Annotated in this window: 16 protein-coding genes; 6 read left to right on the plus strand and 10 right to left on the minus strand. The window is 40.3% G+C overall.

Annotated features, from left to right (window positions below; genetic code table 11):
- Positions 1-3 precede the first annotated feature (3 nt).
- The 3 genes from tnpA to tnpC all read left to right on the plus strand — a co-directional run bounded on the left by tnpA (position 4) and on the right by tnpC (position 2,323).
- Positions 4-324, plus strand: coding sequence for an IS66 family insertion sequence element accessory protein TnpA (gene tnpA, locus CDO33_RS12430; protein ID WP_028992632.1), 321 nt, complete (start codon positions 4-6; stop codon positions 322-324).
- Positions 318-674, plus strand: coding sequence for an IS66 family insertion sequence element accessory protein TnpB (gene tnpB / locus CDO33_RS12435; RefSeq protein WP_028992631.1), 357 nt, complete (start codon positions 318-320; stop codon positions 672-674). The genes tnpA and tnpB overlap by 7 nt, the downstream gene beginning before the upstream one ends.
- Before the next feature lie 77 nt (positions 675-751).
- On the plus strand, positions 752-2,323 hold the full coding sequence (gene tnpC, locus CDO33_RS12440; RefSeq protein ID WP_103089411.1) for an IS66 family transposase: 1,572 nt from the start codon (positions 752-754) through the stop codon (positions 2,321-2,323).
- 35 nt (positions 2,324-2,358) lie between these two features.
- Here the strand turns inward: tnpC and CDO33_RS12445 are convergent, their stop codons facing one another.
- From CDO33_RS12445 to CDO33_RS12460, 5 genes are all read right to left on the minus strand, one after another.
- Positions 2,359-6,486, minus strand: coding sequence for a hypothetical protein (locus CDO33_RS12445; protein ID WP_133158708.1), 4,128 nt, complete (start codon positions 6,484-6,486; stop codon positions 2,359-2,361).
- Positions 6,487-6,851: 365 nt separating this feature from the next.
- Entirely contained in the window at positions 6,852-7,064 is a 213-nt protein-coding gene (locus CDO33_RS12450; protein ID WP_103083172.1) for a hypothetical protein, read from the minus strand.
- A gap of 88 nt (positions 7,065-7,152) precedes the next feature.
- On the minus strand, positions 7,153-7,512 hold the full coding sequence (locus CDO33_RS12455; RefSeq protein ID WP_192875025.1) for a hypothetical protein: 360 nt from the start codon (positions 7,510-7,512) through the stop codon (positions 7,153-7,155).
- Between the two features lie 104 nt (positions 7,513-7,616).
- On the minus strand, positions 7,617-7,769 hold the full coding sequence (locus CDO33_RS20875) for a hypothetical protein (protein WP_161496709.1): 153 nt from the start codon (positions 7,767-7,769) through the stop codon (positions 7,617-7,619).
- A gap of 112 nt (positions 7,770-7,881) precedes the next feature.
- Entirely contained in the window at positions 7,882-8,178 is a 297-nt protein-coding gene (locus CDO33_RS12460) for a hypothetical protein (RefSeq protein ID WP_133158709.1), read from the minus strand.
- 405 nt (positions 8,179-8,583) lie between these two features.
- Here CDO33_RS12460 and erm point away from each other — a divergent pair, with 405 nt between their 5' ends.
- Positions 8,584-9,369, plus strand: coding sequence for a 23S ribosomal RNA methyltransferase Erm (gene erm, locus CDO33_RS12470; RefSeq protein WP_103083175.1), 786 nt, complete (start codon positions 8,584-8,586; stop codon positions 9,367-9,369).
- Between the two features lie 83 nt (positions 9,370-9,452).
- On the opposite strand, the gene CDO33_RS12475 is transcribed toward erm, so the two are convergent.
- Positions 9,453-9,992 (minus strand): DUF1697 domain-containing protein, encoded by a 540-nt coding sequence (locus CDO33_RS12475; RefSeq protein WP_103083176.1) that lies wholly within the window; start codon positions 9,990-9,992, stop codon positions 9,453-9,455.
- A gap of 505 nt (positions 9,993-10,497) precedes the next feature.
- On the opposite strand from CDO33_RS12475, the gene CDO33_RS12485 reads away from it, so the two are divergent.
- Positions 10,498-10,761, plus strand: coding sequence for a helix-turn-helix domain-containing protein (locus CDO33_RS12485; protein WP_242974020.1), 264 nt, complete (start codon positions 10,498-10,500; stop codon positions 10,759-10,761).
- A gap of 486 nt (positions 10,762-11,247) precedes the next feature.
- Positions 11,248-12,537: an IS110 family RNA-guided transposase gene (locus tag CDO33_RS12490; protein ID WP_027621409.1), complete on the plus strand. Its 1,290-nt coding sequence runs from the start codon at positions 11,248-11,250 to the stop codon at positions 12,535-12,537.
- Positions 12,538-12,698: 161 nt separating this feature from the next.
- On the opposite strand, the gene CDO33_RS12495 is transcribed toward CDO33_RS12490, so the two are convergent.
- From CDO33_RS12495 to CDO33_RS12510, 4 genes are all read right to left on the minus strand, one after another.
- Positions 12,699-13,118: an aldo/keto reductase gene (locus CDO33_RS12495; protein WP_202849517.1), complete on the minus strand. Its 420-nt coding sequence runs from the start codon at positions 13,116-13,118 to the stop codon at positions 12,699-12,701.
- Positions 13,111-13,500, minus strand: a complete 390-nt coding sequence (locus tag CDO33_RS12500; RefSeq protein ID WP_242973929.1) for a helix-turn-helix domain-containing protein — start codon at positions 13,498-13,500, stop codon at positions 13,111-13,113. The genes CDO33_RS12495 and CDO33_RS12500 overlap by 8 nt, the downstream gene beginning before the upstream one ends.
- Before the next feature lie 96 nt (positions 13,501-13,596).
- On the minus strand, positions 13,597-14,328 hold the full coding sequence (locus tag CDO33_RS12505) for a class I SAM-dependent methyltransferase (protein WP_103082236.1): 732 nt from the start codon (positions 14,326-14,328) through the stop codon (positions 13,597-13,599).
- 30 nt (positions 14,329-14,358) lie between these two features.
- On the minus strand, positions 14,359-15,177 hold the full coding sequence (locus CDO33_RS12510) for a nucleotidyltransferase domain-containing protein (protein ID WP_103082237.1): 819 nt from the start codon (positions 15,175-15,177) through the stop codon (positions 14,359-14,361).
- Positions 15,178-15,276 lie beyond the last annotated feature (99 nt).

Raw genomic sequence — 15,276 nt, forward strand, 5'->3', positions numbered from 1 at the left:
TTTATGACCAAAGCAGATCTTTATCAAAAATGGGCATCCATAATTGCAGAGTACAAATCCAGCGGACAGACGCAAACTTCATTTTGCAAATCCGCGGGGATAAGTCTTCGTCAGTTAAGCTACTGGTTGAGAAAAGAAAGACAAAACGGAATCATACAATCAGAATCTCCCAAATGGATTCCGGTAGAAGTAGATCATAAAGAGCATACAGGCAAAGGCCAATCAATCGAAATCAAATTTGGCCCAGCTGAAGTTCAAGTCAAACCAGGCTTTGACCAGAAGCATCTGTTGGATGTGCTAATGGTGCTGAGGGAATTATGCTGAGCATAGCCGGCACCGACAAGGTCTACCTTGCCTGTGGAAGTACCGACATGCGTAAGTCTATCGATGGCCTGGCTGCCATCGTCCAGCAAAGCTTCGCATTAGACCCCTTCTCGTCTTGTCTATTTGTGTTCTGCAATAAAAAACGTGATAAGCTTAAAATCCTCCAATGGGAACATAATGGTTTCTGGCTATATTACCGGAGGCTTGAAAAAGGCAAATTCCAATGGCCTAAAGAAAGTTGCGGCACTCCAATGAAGGTTGGTGTCCGTGAACTGGGTTGGCTGCTGGATGGACTATCCTTGGAGCAGAAGCAGGCACACAAAAAAGTGACAGTAAGTGCAGTAATATGAATACTTTCAAGACAAAAATATTTATATTTTTTATCATTTTCCTGGAAAAAACCGTAGAAAAATGATATAATAAAATTATGGAAAACACAGTGAAATCAACGGTTACAATAGAAAAACTCCAAACAGAAATTGAAATATTGAAGCAGGAAAAAGCCGAGCTTGAAGCAAAACTCAAATGGTTTGAAGAACAATTCCGGCTGCATCAGCATAAGCTTTTTGGGCGTTCAAGTGAAAAGACGGAAGTCCCTGAACAGCTAAATCTTTTCAACGAGGCGGAATCAGAAGCCAAGCCTGCAGTTCCCGAACCAACATTAGAGGAAATTACATATAAACGTCGTAAAAAGCAGGGGCACAGAGAAGAAATGCTTAAAGACATTCCTGTAGAGACCATAGAGTATCGCTTGCCTGAAGAAGAGCAGGTTTGTGATTGCTGTGGCGGCAAACTGCATGAAATGAGCAAGGAAGTAAGGCGGGAAATAGAAATTATTCCGGCTCAGGTGCGTGTAAAGGAACATGTGCAGTATGTATATGGCTGCCGTAATTGCGAGAAGAATGAAATATCTACACCGATAGTAACAGCCCCAATGCCAAAGCCGGCACTTCCTGGAAGCCTGGCTTCGGCATCCGCCATAGCTCATGTAATGACGGAGAAATTTGTAAAAGGGCTTCCTCTTTATCGTCAAGAGCAGGACTGGGAGAGGATGGGGATTGAAATATCCAGGCAAACCATGGCGAACTGGATGATACAAAGCTCCGACAGGTGGCTGCGGCCGATATATGAACGAATGCGGGAACACTTGCAGCAAAGGGACATCCTCCATTCCGATGATACTACCCTCCAAGTACTCAAGGAACCCGGGCGAGCCGCAGATTCAACCTCCTACATGTGGCTATACCGGACCGGCCGGGAAGGGCCTCCGATTATTCTTTATGACTACCAAACTACCAGGGCTGGCAAACATCCTAAAAAATTTCTTGAAGGATTCAAAGGTTACCTTCATACGGATGGGTATGATGGTTATAGTGGCATGCCCGGAATCATCCAGGTTGGTTGCTGGGCACATGCAAGGCGTTATTTTGTCGACGCCTTAAAAGCCATGCCTCCAAAAAAAGATGACAAGCCCACAGTAACAGAAGAAGGTTTGGCATTTTGCAATAACTTGTTTGAGATAGAAAAAATGCTTCATGATGTTACACCGGAAGAAAGATATGAGGGCCGATTGAAACACAGCCGACCAGTGCTTGATAAATTCAAGGAATGGCTCAAATACTGGAGTCCAAGAGTAACTCCCAAAAGTTCATTAGGAAAAGCAATCCAATACTGCCGGAACCAGTGGGACAAGCTGGAGGCCTTTATGCTGGACGGCAGGCTAGAGATTGATAACAACCGAAGTGAACGGTCGATAAAGCCTTTTGTAATCGGGAGGAAGAATTGGCTGTTTAGCAACACGCCTAAAGGAGCCAATGCCAGCGCAACAATTTACAGTATTGTGGAGACGGCAAAAGAGAATGGGTTGAACCCGTTTGAATATCTTACTTATCTCTTTGAACGTCTACCGAATATAAATATCAAGGATCAACATGCATTAGACACCTTGTTGCCATGGTCAGCAAATCTTCCGGGTCATTGCAAAGTGCCCAATAAATAATATATATTATGCCCCTGCTAAATCAAAGGTGGGGGCTATTTGACGCTTACCTTGTCTCTTGCTTTTTGAATGATATCTTTCGACAGCGTCAGGGTGAAACCCGTGCCGGCAGAATCGCTGCCAACGCCCAGTAAGTTCATATAATCCTTATCAAAATAGAGATTAAGAGTCTGTTCCATGCCGTATTCAAATGATTTTTCAGAAAACTCATATTTTGCGGTAAAATAACCGTTTTCCTTATTTTCGATTGTGGAAGATACGAGGACAGGCGCCCCCTCGTCTGTTAATACCCATTCTTTGTTTCCAAGCAGCGTATAGTTTCCATATATGTCTTCGGTGTATACATAATACATATGATAGCCGGGTTCGGTAAGAGCCAGCGAATATGAATTGTCATAAAAGTCGTAATTATCGATTATGTTAACCGCAGGTTTTTCCGGATTAATGTAGTCATATACATATATACCTAATACTTCTTTCATCGACTGGCCCGAAGCAGGCTTAAAGGTAAGCTTGCCTTCCATTACAGGCTTATCGGTATCGGTTATGGATACAGTTCCTGAAACTCCGGCAACAGGATATATATATACAGTTTGAATTTGTGAAGCGATTCCGTTGGCATTGATCACCTGGATATACACCGTATTCAATTGATTTATTATGAGCGGCAGATACCCGAAATCTCCGGTATTGCCATATGCGCCCAGAACCTCCGATGCGTCATTCACAAACCTTGCAACATAAAGGCTGTTCTTGCTTGATTCATCATCCGTGGCATCCAGCACTTTATACCACACAGATCTGGCTTTGGACTCATCAGCATCCACACCTTCTGTTGCATTCCACACCTTTATGGCTCTTGCACCAATAAGGGCAGTACTGTCGCCCACTCCTTCCTTTTTGTCGGGCATGTCGTCCACAGTGAAGTAAAGCAAAACATTGCTTAACCAGTTGTCTGGCCCGCTATTGACAGGGATATATATGGTATTCCTGGAAGCGGTATATTCTGATATCGGATTACCATTCTCATCTGTAGCACCATATACCGGTCCGTAATACCGGGTTTCATTCACATCAAGTCCGTAATAACCATTCTGGAACGAGTAAGAATATCCTGCAAATCCAAATTGCGTGGATTCTTTCGTATTGTCTACAAAGATGCCGCCCTGGAGACTACCAGCCTCTCCCACAAAATTGTCAAAGGTGAATTCATATGTCTTCTTGCTGGCAGCGGCCGTTATAACAAGTTTCAGCTCATATCTGCCGCTCGGATACCCTTCCGGATACTGTTCATTAGCCTTAGGAAGAACAACGGTCTGGATCTCCTGCGGCCTGAGATATACTCTGGCATACTCTTTGCCGTCATAACCAAGCAAGGTTTCGTCCGTTTCCCTTACAACACTGATGTAGGTATTGCTGAAATCTATGTCCTCTACACCCCATACCGGTACAAGGTTGTTATTAATTGCAACATTGATTTTGACTCCTTCCAACGTGGAAAGCATGCGGTCTGATTCGTCATCGGGGTTGAAAGTCAGCCCGTCCATGGGTAGTCCAGCAGTTCTTTTAAATTGAATCAACTTATCTAATACATCGGAAGTGGTGATGGTGGCATTGTATACCTTTTCACCATACAAACTTTCTATGCCGGGAGCTGCTTGCAAAGTAAAACTATCCACATAAACCGGACCACCTTCAGTTCCGGCTTTTACGAGGAGTGTGAAACCAGTTCCTCCGGCTTCTTCGGATCCCATATCAATCTTATACTGGAATGCACCACTCATTTGGTCTCTATCATCTTCAAATTTGAAGTTTAAAGGCTCCAGGGGTGATTCGCCTGCCAGCAGCGTCACATTTATATCACCATAATAATTTCCCTCAATTATGCTTTGCAGCGTTAAACCATAATTAAGAAAATCAGGTGAACCCACGTATTCAAATTCGTATTGGTATGCGCTTTTAGCCGTGACCCTATAGACCTGCCAGCTGTACACATCGTTTAAAAAACCAGCATCGAAAGATGAGTTGTTTAAAATATCTCCTCCGCCATAAGTATCATCATCAATAACGCTTACAAAGTAGATGTTATCCGGTCCGGGATTTTTTATCATGACAACGACAGCATTGCCTGTAGGAATATCCGAGATGTGAAGCGTCGCTTCTGTTTGCCTTATCTTGCTATATTCTAACGTGTATTTGGGAGCCGCAATATTATAAGTATAGGAACCTAAAGGTACTATACGTTCGTTTCCGGCCACGTCCTTGATCTTAACATACAGCTTTCCTGAATAGGATTCCCCTTGTATTTTTTCCTTGTCGGCATTAAAGATGTATGATTTTGTCCCCTCGGTGAAAGCACCCGCCGCTATCCAGCCGGGGTAATCGGCATTGGGCTCATCACCGTTGCTGTCAACCCATAAATAGTAAATCTCTTTCAAGCCGCTGTTATTATCAGTTGCCAAGACTTGTGCAGTGAGGGCTCCCTCATTTTGGGTGTGGTCATACCGTTTGCCGGTTTTTACCAATGATGCCGAAGGCTCACCCTTGTCCATCGAATAATCAAGATTGAAAGATGCCTCCCCTTTTTTACCGGCGTAATCCTCCGCTATAATTTTTATGATTGAGGACCCTATATTATATTGTTCGTTGTCAAGAAGACGTATATGGATATAATTACCGGATTCTACCTGCGTAAATGTATATAGCTGGCCCATGGCTCCCGTAGTCCATGCTTCGGGATCTTCAGGAGGCTGTTCTGATGCTGTCACTGCGAAATCAAAGCTGAACACCGTCTCTCCCGGTGCATCTGTATTTACCGGCAAACCATTTATCCATGAAAAGCTTCCATCAAGCAAGTTAACACCGCTTTCATCGGAAATTTTCACAGGGAAATAAAATTGCACGATATTATTCTTTTGGTCAAAAGCTACCGGTTTCGGAGCATAACCTTCTCCTGACGGTGTTGCATCCGTAGTGATTTGAGGTCCAGTCATATCAAGTTTTATATCAGCCGTGTTCTTGTTGATATCGACCGAACCGTCATAGACATTACCGTTCATGTCTGTCAAGGTATGTCCATTACCAATTTCAATACGTTCTATTCTAATTTTTGTATCCTCGGGGTTTATATAAGTCATACCCTCCTTGACAGTGAAAGTATCAAATCTGATTGTAGCTTTCTTGTCCTTATATGCTGGATTGTAATAATAATCACGAGGCACAATCGTATATACTTCATACGCATCAAGCTTGACAGGGTTCCCCTTCTCATCTTTTACATTAAGTACGGCTTGTATGTAACTGTAGTAGCCTCTCGGATAATCCTTCCCATCAAGAAGAAGATTTTCATTAAAAGTAGCAGTAAAGGTTATATTATCTCCCGGTGCTGCGGAATGATCACTTTCATCGGGATATCCCGGATCACTTGGAGGTAGTTTTTCCTTGCCCAGGGCTTTCTTAACTTTAGCATTGTTCATCTGGGTTACAACATCAATTTTCTCAACAAATGGTGATATTCCATCAATATAGCAGTTTTGGTTAAGTTCATATACCTGTCTTTCTCTTCCCAGTTCTCTAAGGGGATTGCCGGCTACATCCGTAATCAGGCATATGGATTTATCGTAGCCGTACTCGGTTATTTTATCAGTACTCTGAAAAGCTGGAACTAATTGTATTCCCATATCAGCCGCTTTTTTGCCCAGTATATCCCGTAAATCCCAATATCTATCCCCATATAAAGGAGTCAAATCAACTGCGGTCATGACAACTTCCTTAGAGTTGAAAACAGAGGTATCCTCAAATTTAAACATCAGATAATTTTCTTTGAGTGCAATAAGATGCCCTGTTATTTCTGCGTTTGCATCCCCGGTTCCGGTCATCTTGATTTGTATGTCACCATGGTTGCTTTTGTTGTCGGAAAACCTTATAGGCTCGTCACACTCCACTTTCAGATATATGGGTTCTCCGGAATTGAACAAGTATTTGGAGTTCCCGTTTTCATCGCAGGTATATACCTTTTTGACCACCGGATCCTTTATATCCGCAAAAGCCACAACTATATCTTCTATGTAGACCTTTCCGTCCTTGCAGGAATATTCAGTAGATGTAACAGCTGAAAAAAATTTCAGAAAGTCTGTAAAATACTCAGACTTAGGATTTAACAATTGGTAACTCACAGGATTTTCTTTATTGTCACGCGAATACCCCAAAGTTTGAGTTGCCGTCCCTTTACTGGCAAAATCAGACCCATTGGCATAAATGCTGAAATAATGATTATCAGCTTGAATAAAAGCCAACTGATACCCAACAGTCGTATATTCACCATCCCACCAGTTGCCATGTTTGTGTTTATGGTTATGAAGTGTTGCACTTAGGTTTACCTGCAGCTGCTGTTCACTTGTCGCCAGATAACCATAAATCGTTTTAACCTTTTGACCGGTCTTTTCGTCAGTAGTATAGGCAAAATCACGCCATGTAAATTCTCCGACCAGTTGGTCATACTTAGTGTATGGCTTAAGTCCAAACTCCTCTATTGTATTAAAAAATTCATAAACCCAGTGTAGTATCTATAGAAGCCTAAGCTTTTATAGTTGTACCTGTTGAAAATCCCGTATTCCGTAGTTATAGGCTCATAGACAACTTCACTTGCCGCGCTGGCAGCTGTTGGAAGCCTTAGCATGATAACCTGTACCAGCAAAAAGATAACTAGAATCAAAAAAAGTCTTTTTTTCATGACACTCATACTAGTAAAATCCCCCCCAATAGTAAAATTTTATTGTTTTCCGGTCATTCTTGCTTTTTTACTTCCAAGACATAAGCTAAATAGAGTCCTATTTCATTCCAATTTTTCTTTTTAAAATGCACCTCACAATCATAATCAGATGGAAAAAGCCTCCTACTACAGCGACATAACTGTTTTCTTGAACCGCAGTGTATCCTACAACCCATTCAAAAGGTCTTTTCAAGCTGCCTCTGGGAAGTATGGGGATAACCTTTCCATCCTTTATAAAAAGCCTGTCACCGTCAATCGGAGCATGCGCCAAACTACCGATTTCCCCAATTATGATGAAATCTCTGTCGGGATACCGTTTTTTCATTTCCTTGGCAGTAACATATGGAATCTTGCTAAAGCTGCGCACTTCTGTGAAAAAGCGGGTTTTTCCTGTCTGAGTATATATTTGGTAAATCACCCCAACCACCTTTTTTCATTTAATCGAGAATTGCTGAAATCCAAATGGCGAAACATAACCCTTTTTTTCACCGATGTGCATGTATAATTGCTGCTGACACCTAATCACTTTGACTTTAAGCCAAAGGCATATCTGATATGATGGTGACGGAACCGTCCGCAGCGATCATTTTCATTTGTACCACCGGAGGAAACGCTCCTGCCTGAAGAGCTGGGGCTATCATTAGAGCCTTCACTATCAACTGACTTTGCTTTCATCTGGCAGATACGGCTATGTCAGCAGCTACATGCTTATATCTGCAAGAGCTGTGCTGCTTCCATCCACTTTAGTATTCCAACCAATGAATGCTTAATCTAAACGCATAGGCTCTTATGGAGAAGTTCCCAAGCTTACTCCACCAACCACGGTTTTACAGTTGGATTTCACATCGGTATCTCCTCCGTTCCTGTTGAATGTTACTTTATAAGTCAAGACGGTAATGTTAATGGTTGCACCGTCGGGATAAGCTGCACCGTTTTCATCAAGAATAAGGGAATCTGGTGAAGGGATTTCTGATGCCAATGCAATGGATGGCAGTAATGCTAGAAGCATTGCCAGCATCAGCAGGGTGCTCATGCCTTCCTTTTTCAGACTTGGTAAAGATACTTTTTTTACTTTTCTCCCCAAAATGCATCACTCCCTTCTACTAATTTTTGTATTTAATATTGTAGCAGTAAAAAATGGCATAAGGATTAAGTTGGCGAAATTGGACATAATTTTGCCGAAATTGGAATTAGTTAAATTGCATGGCCTGATGTAATCATGAAAAACAAGGGAAAAACTAATGCCCACAATACATCACCCGTACCAGAAGCTGTGACCGAAACAACTGTTTGACAAACATAGGCTTTGATGCTAAACTATAACTTGATTTTATATTTGTTTTATATTTGGAGGCTAGTATACACCTATGTATGGTATTTTTCGTATTCGTAAATAAGGGTGCCTTGAATAAAAGATAGCTTATAAAAGCATCTTTATTCTCGTGCGCCTTTTTTCGTTTACGAAAAAACCGAAAGAGGTGTATTTTTTATGCCCCAAAAAAGAAAAAAAGGGACAACTCCGCCCATTTGGGCATCGCAAAACTTTTTGACAAGCTACAAAACCATAAACAGGATTATACGCAGAACCACACTGAACAAAAATGATCATGTTATTGAAATTGGTCCGGGAAAGGGCCATACAACCGGCATCCTGATTCAAAAATGTCGGCAAGTTTCTGCTATTGAGATAGACGAACGTTTGTATAACAAACTGATGATTAAATTTAAGGGCACCAAAAATATCCGGATATATCATCAGGATTTTTTGAAGTGGAAGCTTCCTGAATCCGAAGATTATAAAGTTTTTTCAAATATCCCCTTTTGTTTCACCACGGATATTGTGCGAAAACTTACGGAGTGCAAAAACGTACCTTCCGAAACATGGCTTATCATGGAAAAAGGCGCAGCCAAGCGTTTTATGGGCAAGCCTTCGGAATCGTTGCGTTCATTGCTCATAAAGCCTAAATTTGATTTGGATATTGTCTACTATTTCGACAGGGAGGATTTTCATCCCAAACCGGGGGTCGATGCTGTACTTCTTCACTTTAAGAAAAAGAGCCAGCCGGATATCTCTGCAAACCAGTGGTTTGCTTATGAACAGTTTGCTTCAAAGGGATTAAAATATGGACTTCGCAGTCTGTTTACAAGAAAGCAGTTATCCAGGGCATTACGTCAGGCAGGTGTGCAAAATGGTGTCACCCCTGCAGAGATTCTTTATGTGCAGTGGCTTTGCCTTTTCCGATGCTACTGGGAGCATGTTCTGGGTAAAAAATGATCAAGTGGCTCATTACCTTTGTAATGTCCACCGGCTCACACATAAATGCCAGATCTGGCCGGTGGGCATTGAGCCACCTTGCATTAATTCACAAGCTGCACTATCTTTCTAACAGTGTTTGCATTTCTAATGGTGATGCTGTCGTACACAGACGATCCTACTATCTTTGACCACCGTGTTCTTGAAAAAGTTTTGATAGGCGCAGACCAAAAAATGACCCTACCATAATAATCAACTTTTTCATATTCAGGCTTGATCTCCCCTACCTCTTTGAACACTTCATCTACCGTAGTCGGTGGCAATACAAATATTGCATTGTGTTTTGAATCTTTGTCTTGACCCCACCATGAAGGCGCGTGACCTAAAGCTGTAACCAAGTCATCAACGGATAAAATCATGACGGGTATACTTAGTTGAAACTTATCTGCAATTAATACTTCGCATTTTTCTTTTAGCTTTTTCTCATCAGTATTATCACTGGAGAAAATGATATTTCCGCTGTTTATGTATGTTACTACATCGAAAAATCCGTTTTCCTCAAATAATTCTTTTAATTCCGGCATCGAAACCTTATTTTTCCCGCCTACGTTAATACCGCGCAAAAAAGCAACATATTTTCCCATTAATAAAAACACCTCACAAGTATGTATGTTATGTATGCTCCAAGCTGCATTTCAATTGCAGACACAAACCAGCAAGAATGCGCATAATGCTTCAACTTGGTTTCACGGCGCCAATAATCTAATGATGGCCATTTTAAAACATATTAATTCTTTTTATTTTTCTTTGGTTAATCTCTCATATAAATTGCAGTGTTTTCAGATATGTTTCTAAATCTTATTTGAGTATTTTTCTTGTAGTTAAACATATTTTACCAAACTGCTTTGAGCATGTCTATTTTTATCTTTGTTGGACTGACGCAAGTTATTATAACTTATCCTATGAGCCTTTATATCTTTGCCCTTTATAAAAGGACTACATGATATATACACTACACTTTCCGGATTTGGATCTAATATATATCTTCTTTTTTCTCTATATGCAACCAAAGTTAACACAACCTGTGAACTTCAGTTGGTTTATTTTCTTATTTTTTGCTGTATTATATAGCTAGGAGGTATGAAAAATATGAATAATCCGAAAAGTAATATTGCCGCAAATCTCCGCTATTTGAGAAATCGTCATGGGTTTTCACAGGAAGAAGTAGCAGAAAAAGTCGGTGTTAGCCGTCAATCTGTTGCAAAATGGGAAAATGGAGATTCTCTGCCCGATATCCTTAATTGTGAAGCTTTAGCGGATTTATATGGTGTTTCTTTAAATGATCTGGTGCGTTTTGACCCGGAAAAAGAGGTTTTCCTATCCCTCCCAAGAACAAACATATATTTGGTGTAGTGACTTTAGGTGAGAGAGGAATTTGTAATGCAAAATAGCCAACTACGTAGAAGTTTCCTTTGATATTATCCTTCATATACTTCCTTGTACAATTAATATTGTATTAAATCAGTGACCAAAGCCACTGTTTGACCCATCAATTTTTATAGTTAACATAACATTTTAAGCTTCATACTTTTCCAAACATCAAGCACATCATCCGGCTTCACATCTTAGCCATTATGCCAGCATCTGTTGGCCTGAACTTTGACAATCATGTATAATATTTTCCGGACTTGGAAGGTGTGTGTTTCACCTCCTGGGACGGACCTTAGCGGGCCGATTACCCGTAAAAAAGAGTATTTATCCATTCCGGTAAGTCTACATGATTTGGCTGGTTGAGGCCAGCTTAAAGCTGGTTCCTCGTGTCACATGCAAGGTTGTTTGCTTACATGGGAAGGAATGGAGACTTTTAAGTCCATTCATCTTGTAAAGGAGGCATTTTTTATGAATTTCAGACCTATGGCAGGAATCGATGTAGGTAAATTCTTTAGTGAGATGGCAATTCTTTCTCCATCCAATGAAGTAATTGCCCGCATGAAGATCCGCCATGATTCCAGTTCTGACGTTGAAAGAGCCGTTAAATTACTGAAAAAAACGGAAAAGGACTTTGATTCTAGGCCTTTCGTCGTCATGGAATCCACCGGGCACTATCACAAAATCCTTTTCCATTCACTTTGTAAAGCTGGATTTGAGGTTTCCATCATAAACCCCATCCAAACTGATTCTATCAAAAATATTGGAATCAGGAAAGTGAAAAATGATAAAGTTGATGCCCGGAAAATTGCCCTGCTATACAGATTTCAGGAGCTTAAAACTACTAATATCCCAGATGAAGATATTGAATGTCTGCGAAGCCTTTGCCGACAGTACTACAAGCTCTCTGACGAACTTACTGCCTACAAAAACAGGCTTACAGGTATTGTTGACCAACTCATGCTAAACTTCAAGGATGTATTCCCTAACATCTTTTCAAAGGCTGCTCTCGCAGTATTAGAAAAATATCCTACGCCTGTGCATATTCTTAAAGCCAACAGAAACAAGTTGATTGCACTGATACAAAAGAATTCCCGCAGAAGCCTTAAGTGGTCAACTGCAAAGTATGAGCTTTTGGTCTCCAAGGCCAGAGAATTTGCACCTTTGAGCATTAATAACTCTTCAAATATTGCCATGCTTGGGGTGTATATCTCTATGATTAAAACCTTGGAGGAAAACCTTGAGAAAGTCCTCAAAGCCATTCGTTCATTGATTGCTGAAGATATGGCAAAGGACATACCCATGCTGGCACTGACTCTCGAGCTTCTACAAAGCATTCCAGGTATAGGACTTATCTCTGCTGTTACCATTCTGGCTGAAATTGGCGACTTTTCAGCTTTTTCAAAGCCAGGCAAGCTAGTTGCTTATTTCGGCATTGACCCCTCTGTAATGCAGTCCGGAGAGTTTACCGGCACACAAAACAAGATGTCAAAAAGGGGGTCAAGGCTGCTTCGCAGGGTACTTTTCACAATTGCTCTTGCTAATATCCGCACTAAGCGTGACAAAACAGCTTGCAACCCTGTACTGATGGAATATTACAAAAACAAATGCCAGAACAAGCCTAAAAAAGTGGCCTTAGGAGCTGTTATGCGTAAGCTTGTTAATTATATTTTTGCTGTTCTTAGGGATAGAAAGCCTTATCAGCTACGTAGCCCTCAGGAACATGCGAAGAATCTTGCAGCAAAGCATACAGCAGCTTAATAGTACTGTTACTTGATGTTTAGTTTTCAAAGAGCAACTTACTATTTTGGACCAGCTATTTTATGTCTACTTCACCTGGGTGGTCTTGTTGTCATGCCTTTTTTAGCTCATGTGTTTTTTGAAAAATTCTTTTATTTTTCAAAAAAAGCTCTTGACTTTAATTAGCTGGTCTTTTTTAAGGATTCCAAAGCATCAATGGTTTCTACTACAGGAGTATCAGGATCATGATAATGAATAAGATATATGTCTATATAATCTGTTTTTAATCTTTTAAGACTGGATTCACAAGAGGATTTGATAGATTCTTTGGAAAGGCTGAACTTATTTTCATCAGTAACTCCAACTTTGGAAGCTATAGCAATATCGTGTCTAAAAGACTTAATTGCTCTGCCCAGTATCTCTTCGGTGCCTGTATAGCTTCCGGCAGTATCAAAAAATTTTATGCCTAATTCATAGGCATATTGCAATATTCTAACCATTTCATATTCTTCTAACCTTGACCCATAAGCGCCACTTAATGCATAGCAGCCATAGCCTAATGAGGAGATCGGCAGATCATATAAATATTTCTTTTTAATCATCGCCATCACCTTTCAATTTCAATATCTTGTTCATAAGCTTATCCAACTGATTCTTTACCTTTTTTAGTTCTTCTTCTTTCTTCAGTATCTCTATTCGCTTTTGGTTTACTTCATTAAGCAGTATTTCAATATCTTTCTGGTTTATTGAGTTACTTTCTAACCCTTTTTCTATTCTTTCATCAATTTCTAGAATTCTTTTTATGTCCTCTAATGAGAACATCATTTCTTTCATTGCCATAATATTTTGCAGCTTCTTAACATCTTCTTCGGAATAGTATCTAAGATTGTTTTTTCTTTTAGCAATAAGCAGGCCGATTTTGTCATAATATCTAAGGGTTTCTATACCAATATTGAATTTCTTTGAGACCTCTCCTATTAACATGGCCATCACCTCTAGGTAAAGTATAAATACTGGAGTTAACTCCATGTCAAGAAGATTTCAAATATTTACTTCATGCATGTTACCAAGTTACAATCCTCAATCTTTGCTTGCCGATACAATCAGCATCATAGGACGCCGCATTTCATCCTTCATTCCCGGAATATCCATCATACTTTTGGGCGGTTGCGGTTCTACAACATGATTTATTATAAAACCACTGGAAAGTAATGTGTTTAGATATGTGGTCAGGGTTCTATGATATTTTGTAACCTTTTCTCCTAAAAACACAGTGGTTCGTTTTCCCTCATAATAATAATTGTCCACCGGAAAATGCAGTATTTCTCCTTTTTCGTCATAATACCAGTCTTGAGTTCCATGGGCAGTAAAAACAGGATGTTCAACCGTAAAAACCAGCTTGCCACCATGCTTGAGCATTCTATATATCTTTTTAATAAGAGCCGCATAATCCTCTACATAATGAAATGCCAGTGAACTTAATACGACATCAAAGCTCTCCTCCGGGAACTCTACATCTTCCATAGCACAGCATAAATATTCAACCTGTGGAAAATGCGTTTTTTCTTCAGCCACCTCGAGCATTTTATGAGAAATATCAACCCCTATAACAGATGAAGCACCCTGCTCCATGGCATAGATGCAGTGCCAGCCATAACCGCATCCCAGGTCAAGCACACGCTTACCTTTAAAATCCGGCAAAAGCCTTTTCAATGTTTCCCATTCTCCCGCACCAGCTAGTCCCTGCTGCGAACGTCTCATTTGACTATATTTTTCAAAGAAAATATCATCGTCATATTTGTTTTCTTTCATCCGAATTCTCCTTATTATTTAAGATATTACTTACGATACAATCTGCTTCACTTCATTATAAAGCTTCTCAGCCATGTCGTAGCATTCATCAGCAGAAAGGCCAAGTGTCTCAAAAATACGATTAACCTTTTGCGCATATTTTTCAGGCTTATGTTCAAAAGTTTCTATCAGCTTTACCGCTTTCTTTTCGTTGATGCAATAAACATTATTGCATGCAAATAATACTTGATTTAAGCATGAAACTGCGCGAAAAACATGGCCGGCAATATAATATTTGTCATCTGCTTTTAAATTTGCTTTTACAAGCATCAATGAGAATCCCGCTTCAAACATAAAAAAGTCAATTATGCCTTTCCGCAAAGCAGCGGGATAAACTTCTGCCTGTTTCTTTAATTCGCAAAATCTTTCATTCTTGGCGTATAGTATTTTGCTAATCGCTAATTCTCCACGATACATGGCACTTATATATCCATGGGGATGGCCCGTCTGGTAATTGGCAGTAACAATTCCTTGCTCCGTATCTTTTATTATCTGCTCTACACGCTTAATATCACGCAATATTAAATCCACATGATACCCATTTATGATTAACCAACCACCGGCATTAACCCAATTTCCCCATCCTCCGGGAGGTACCACCAGGTTGCTCCTATGCTCATCATCCAGCTCTGCTGCCAGTCGGTTAATAGCATCTATATCAAGTAATTCTGCATTGTAATAGATGCCGATATCAATATCCGAATCCTCTGTATGAGTACCCCTTGCACGAGAACCGCCCAAAACAATACCTTCAATAAAAGGCAGAGAGGATAATTTCTCTGTCACTGATTTAAATATGTTATCTACCATGCCAAAACACTCCTTTTACGATTAATGTTGAACTGCTGTTGAAAAGTACAAACTAAATTTTACCACTATAAAATTCATAATTGCACATTATGCAATGTA

The organism is Clostridium thermosuccinogenes (assembly GCF_002896855.1).
Lineage (GTDB): Bacteria > Bacillota > Clostridia > Acetivibrionales > DSM-5807 > Pseudoclostridium > Pseudoclostridium thermosuccinogenes.

Bases quoted from the DNA above. Each gene is read 5' to 3' on its own strand.
- CDO33_RS12505 (WP_103082236.1), bottom strand. From the start codon at position 14,328: ATGAAAGAAAACAAATATGACGATGATATTTTCTTTGAAAAATATAGT.
- CDO33_RS12450 (WP_103083172.1), bottom strand. From the start codon at position 7,064: ATGAGTGTCATGAAAAAAAGACTTTTTTTGATTCTAGTTATCTTTTTG.
- CDO33_RS12500 (WP_242973929.1), bottom strand. From the start codon at position 13,500: ATGTTAATAGGAGAGGTCTCAAAGAAATTCAATATTGGTATAGAAACC.
- CDO33_RS12495 (WP_202849517.1), bottom strand. From the start codon at position 13,118: ATGATTAAAAAGAAATATTTATATGATCTGCCGATCTCCTCATTAGGC.
- tnpB (WP_028992631.1), top strand. From the start codon at position 318: ATGCTGAGCATAGCCGGCACCGACAAGGTCTACCTTGCCTGTGGAAGT.
- erm (WP_103083175.1), top strand. From the start codon at position 8,584: ATGCCCCAAAAAAGAAAAAAAGGGACAACTCCGCCCATTTGGGCATCG.
- CDO33_RS12475 (WP_103083176.1), bottom strand. From the start codon at position 9,992: ATGGGAAAATATGTTGCTTTTTTGCGCGGTATTAACGTAGGCGGGAAA.
- CDO33_RS20875 (WP_161496709.1), bottom strand. From the start codon at position 7,769: ATGAAAGCAAAGTCAGTTGATAGTGAAGGCTCTAATGATAGCCCCAGC.
- tnpA (WP_028992632.1), top strand. From the start codon at position 4: ATGACCAAAGCAGATCTTTATCAAAAATGGGCATCCATAATTGCAGAG.
- CDO33_RS12510 (WP_103082237.1), bottom strand. From the start codon at position 15,177: ATGGTAGATAACATATTTAAATCAGTGACAGAGAAATTATCCTCTCTG.
- CDO33_RS12490 (WP_027621409.1), top strand. From the start codon at position 11,248: ATGAATTTCAGACCTATGGCAGGAATCGATGTAGGTAAATTCTTTAGT.
- CDO33_RS12485 (WP_242974020.1), top strand. From the start codon at position 10,498: ATGAATAATCCGAAAAGTAATATTGCCGCAAATCTCCGCTATTTGAGA.
- tnpC (WP_103089411.1), top strand. From the start codon at position 752: ATGGAAAACACAGTGAAATCAACGGTTACAATAGAAAAACTCCAAACA.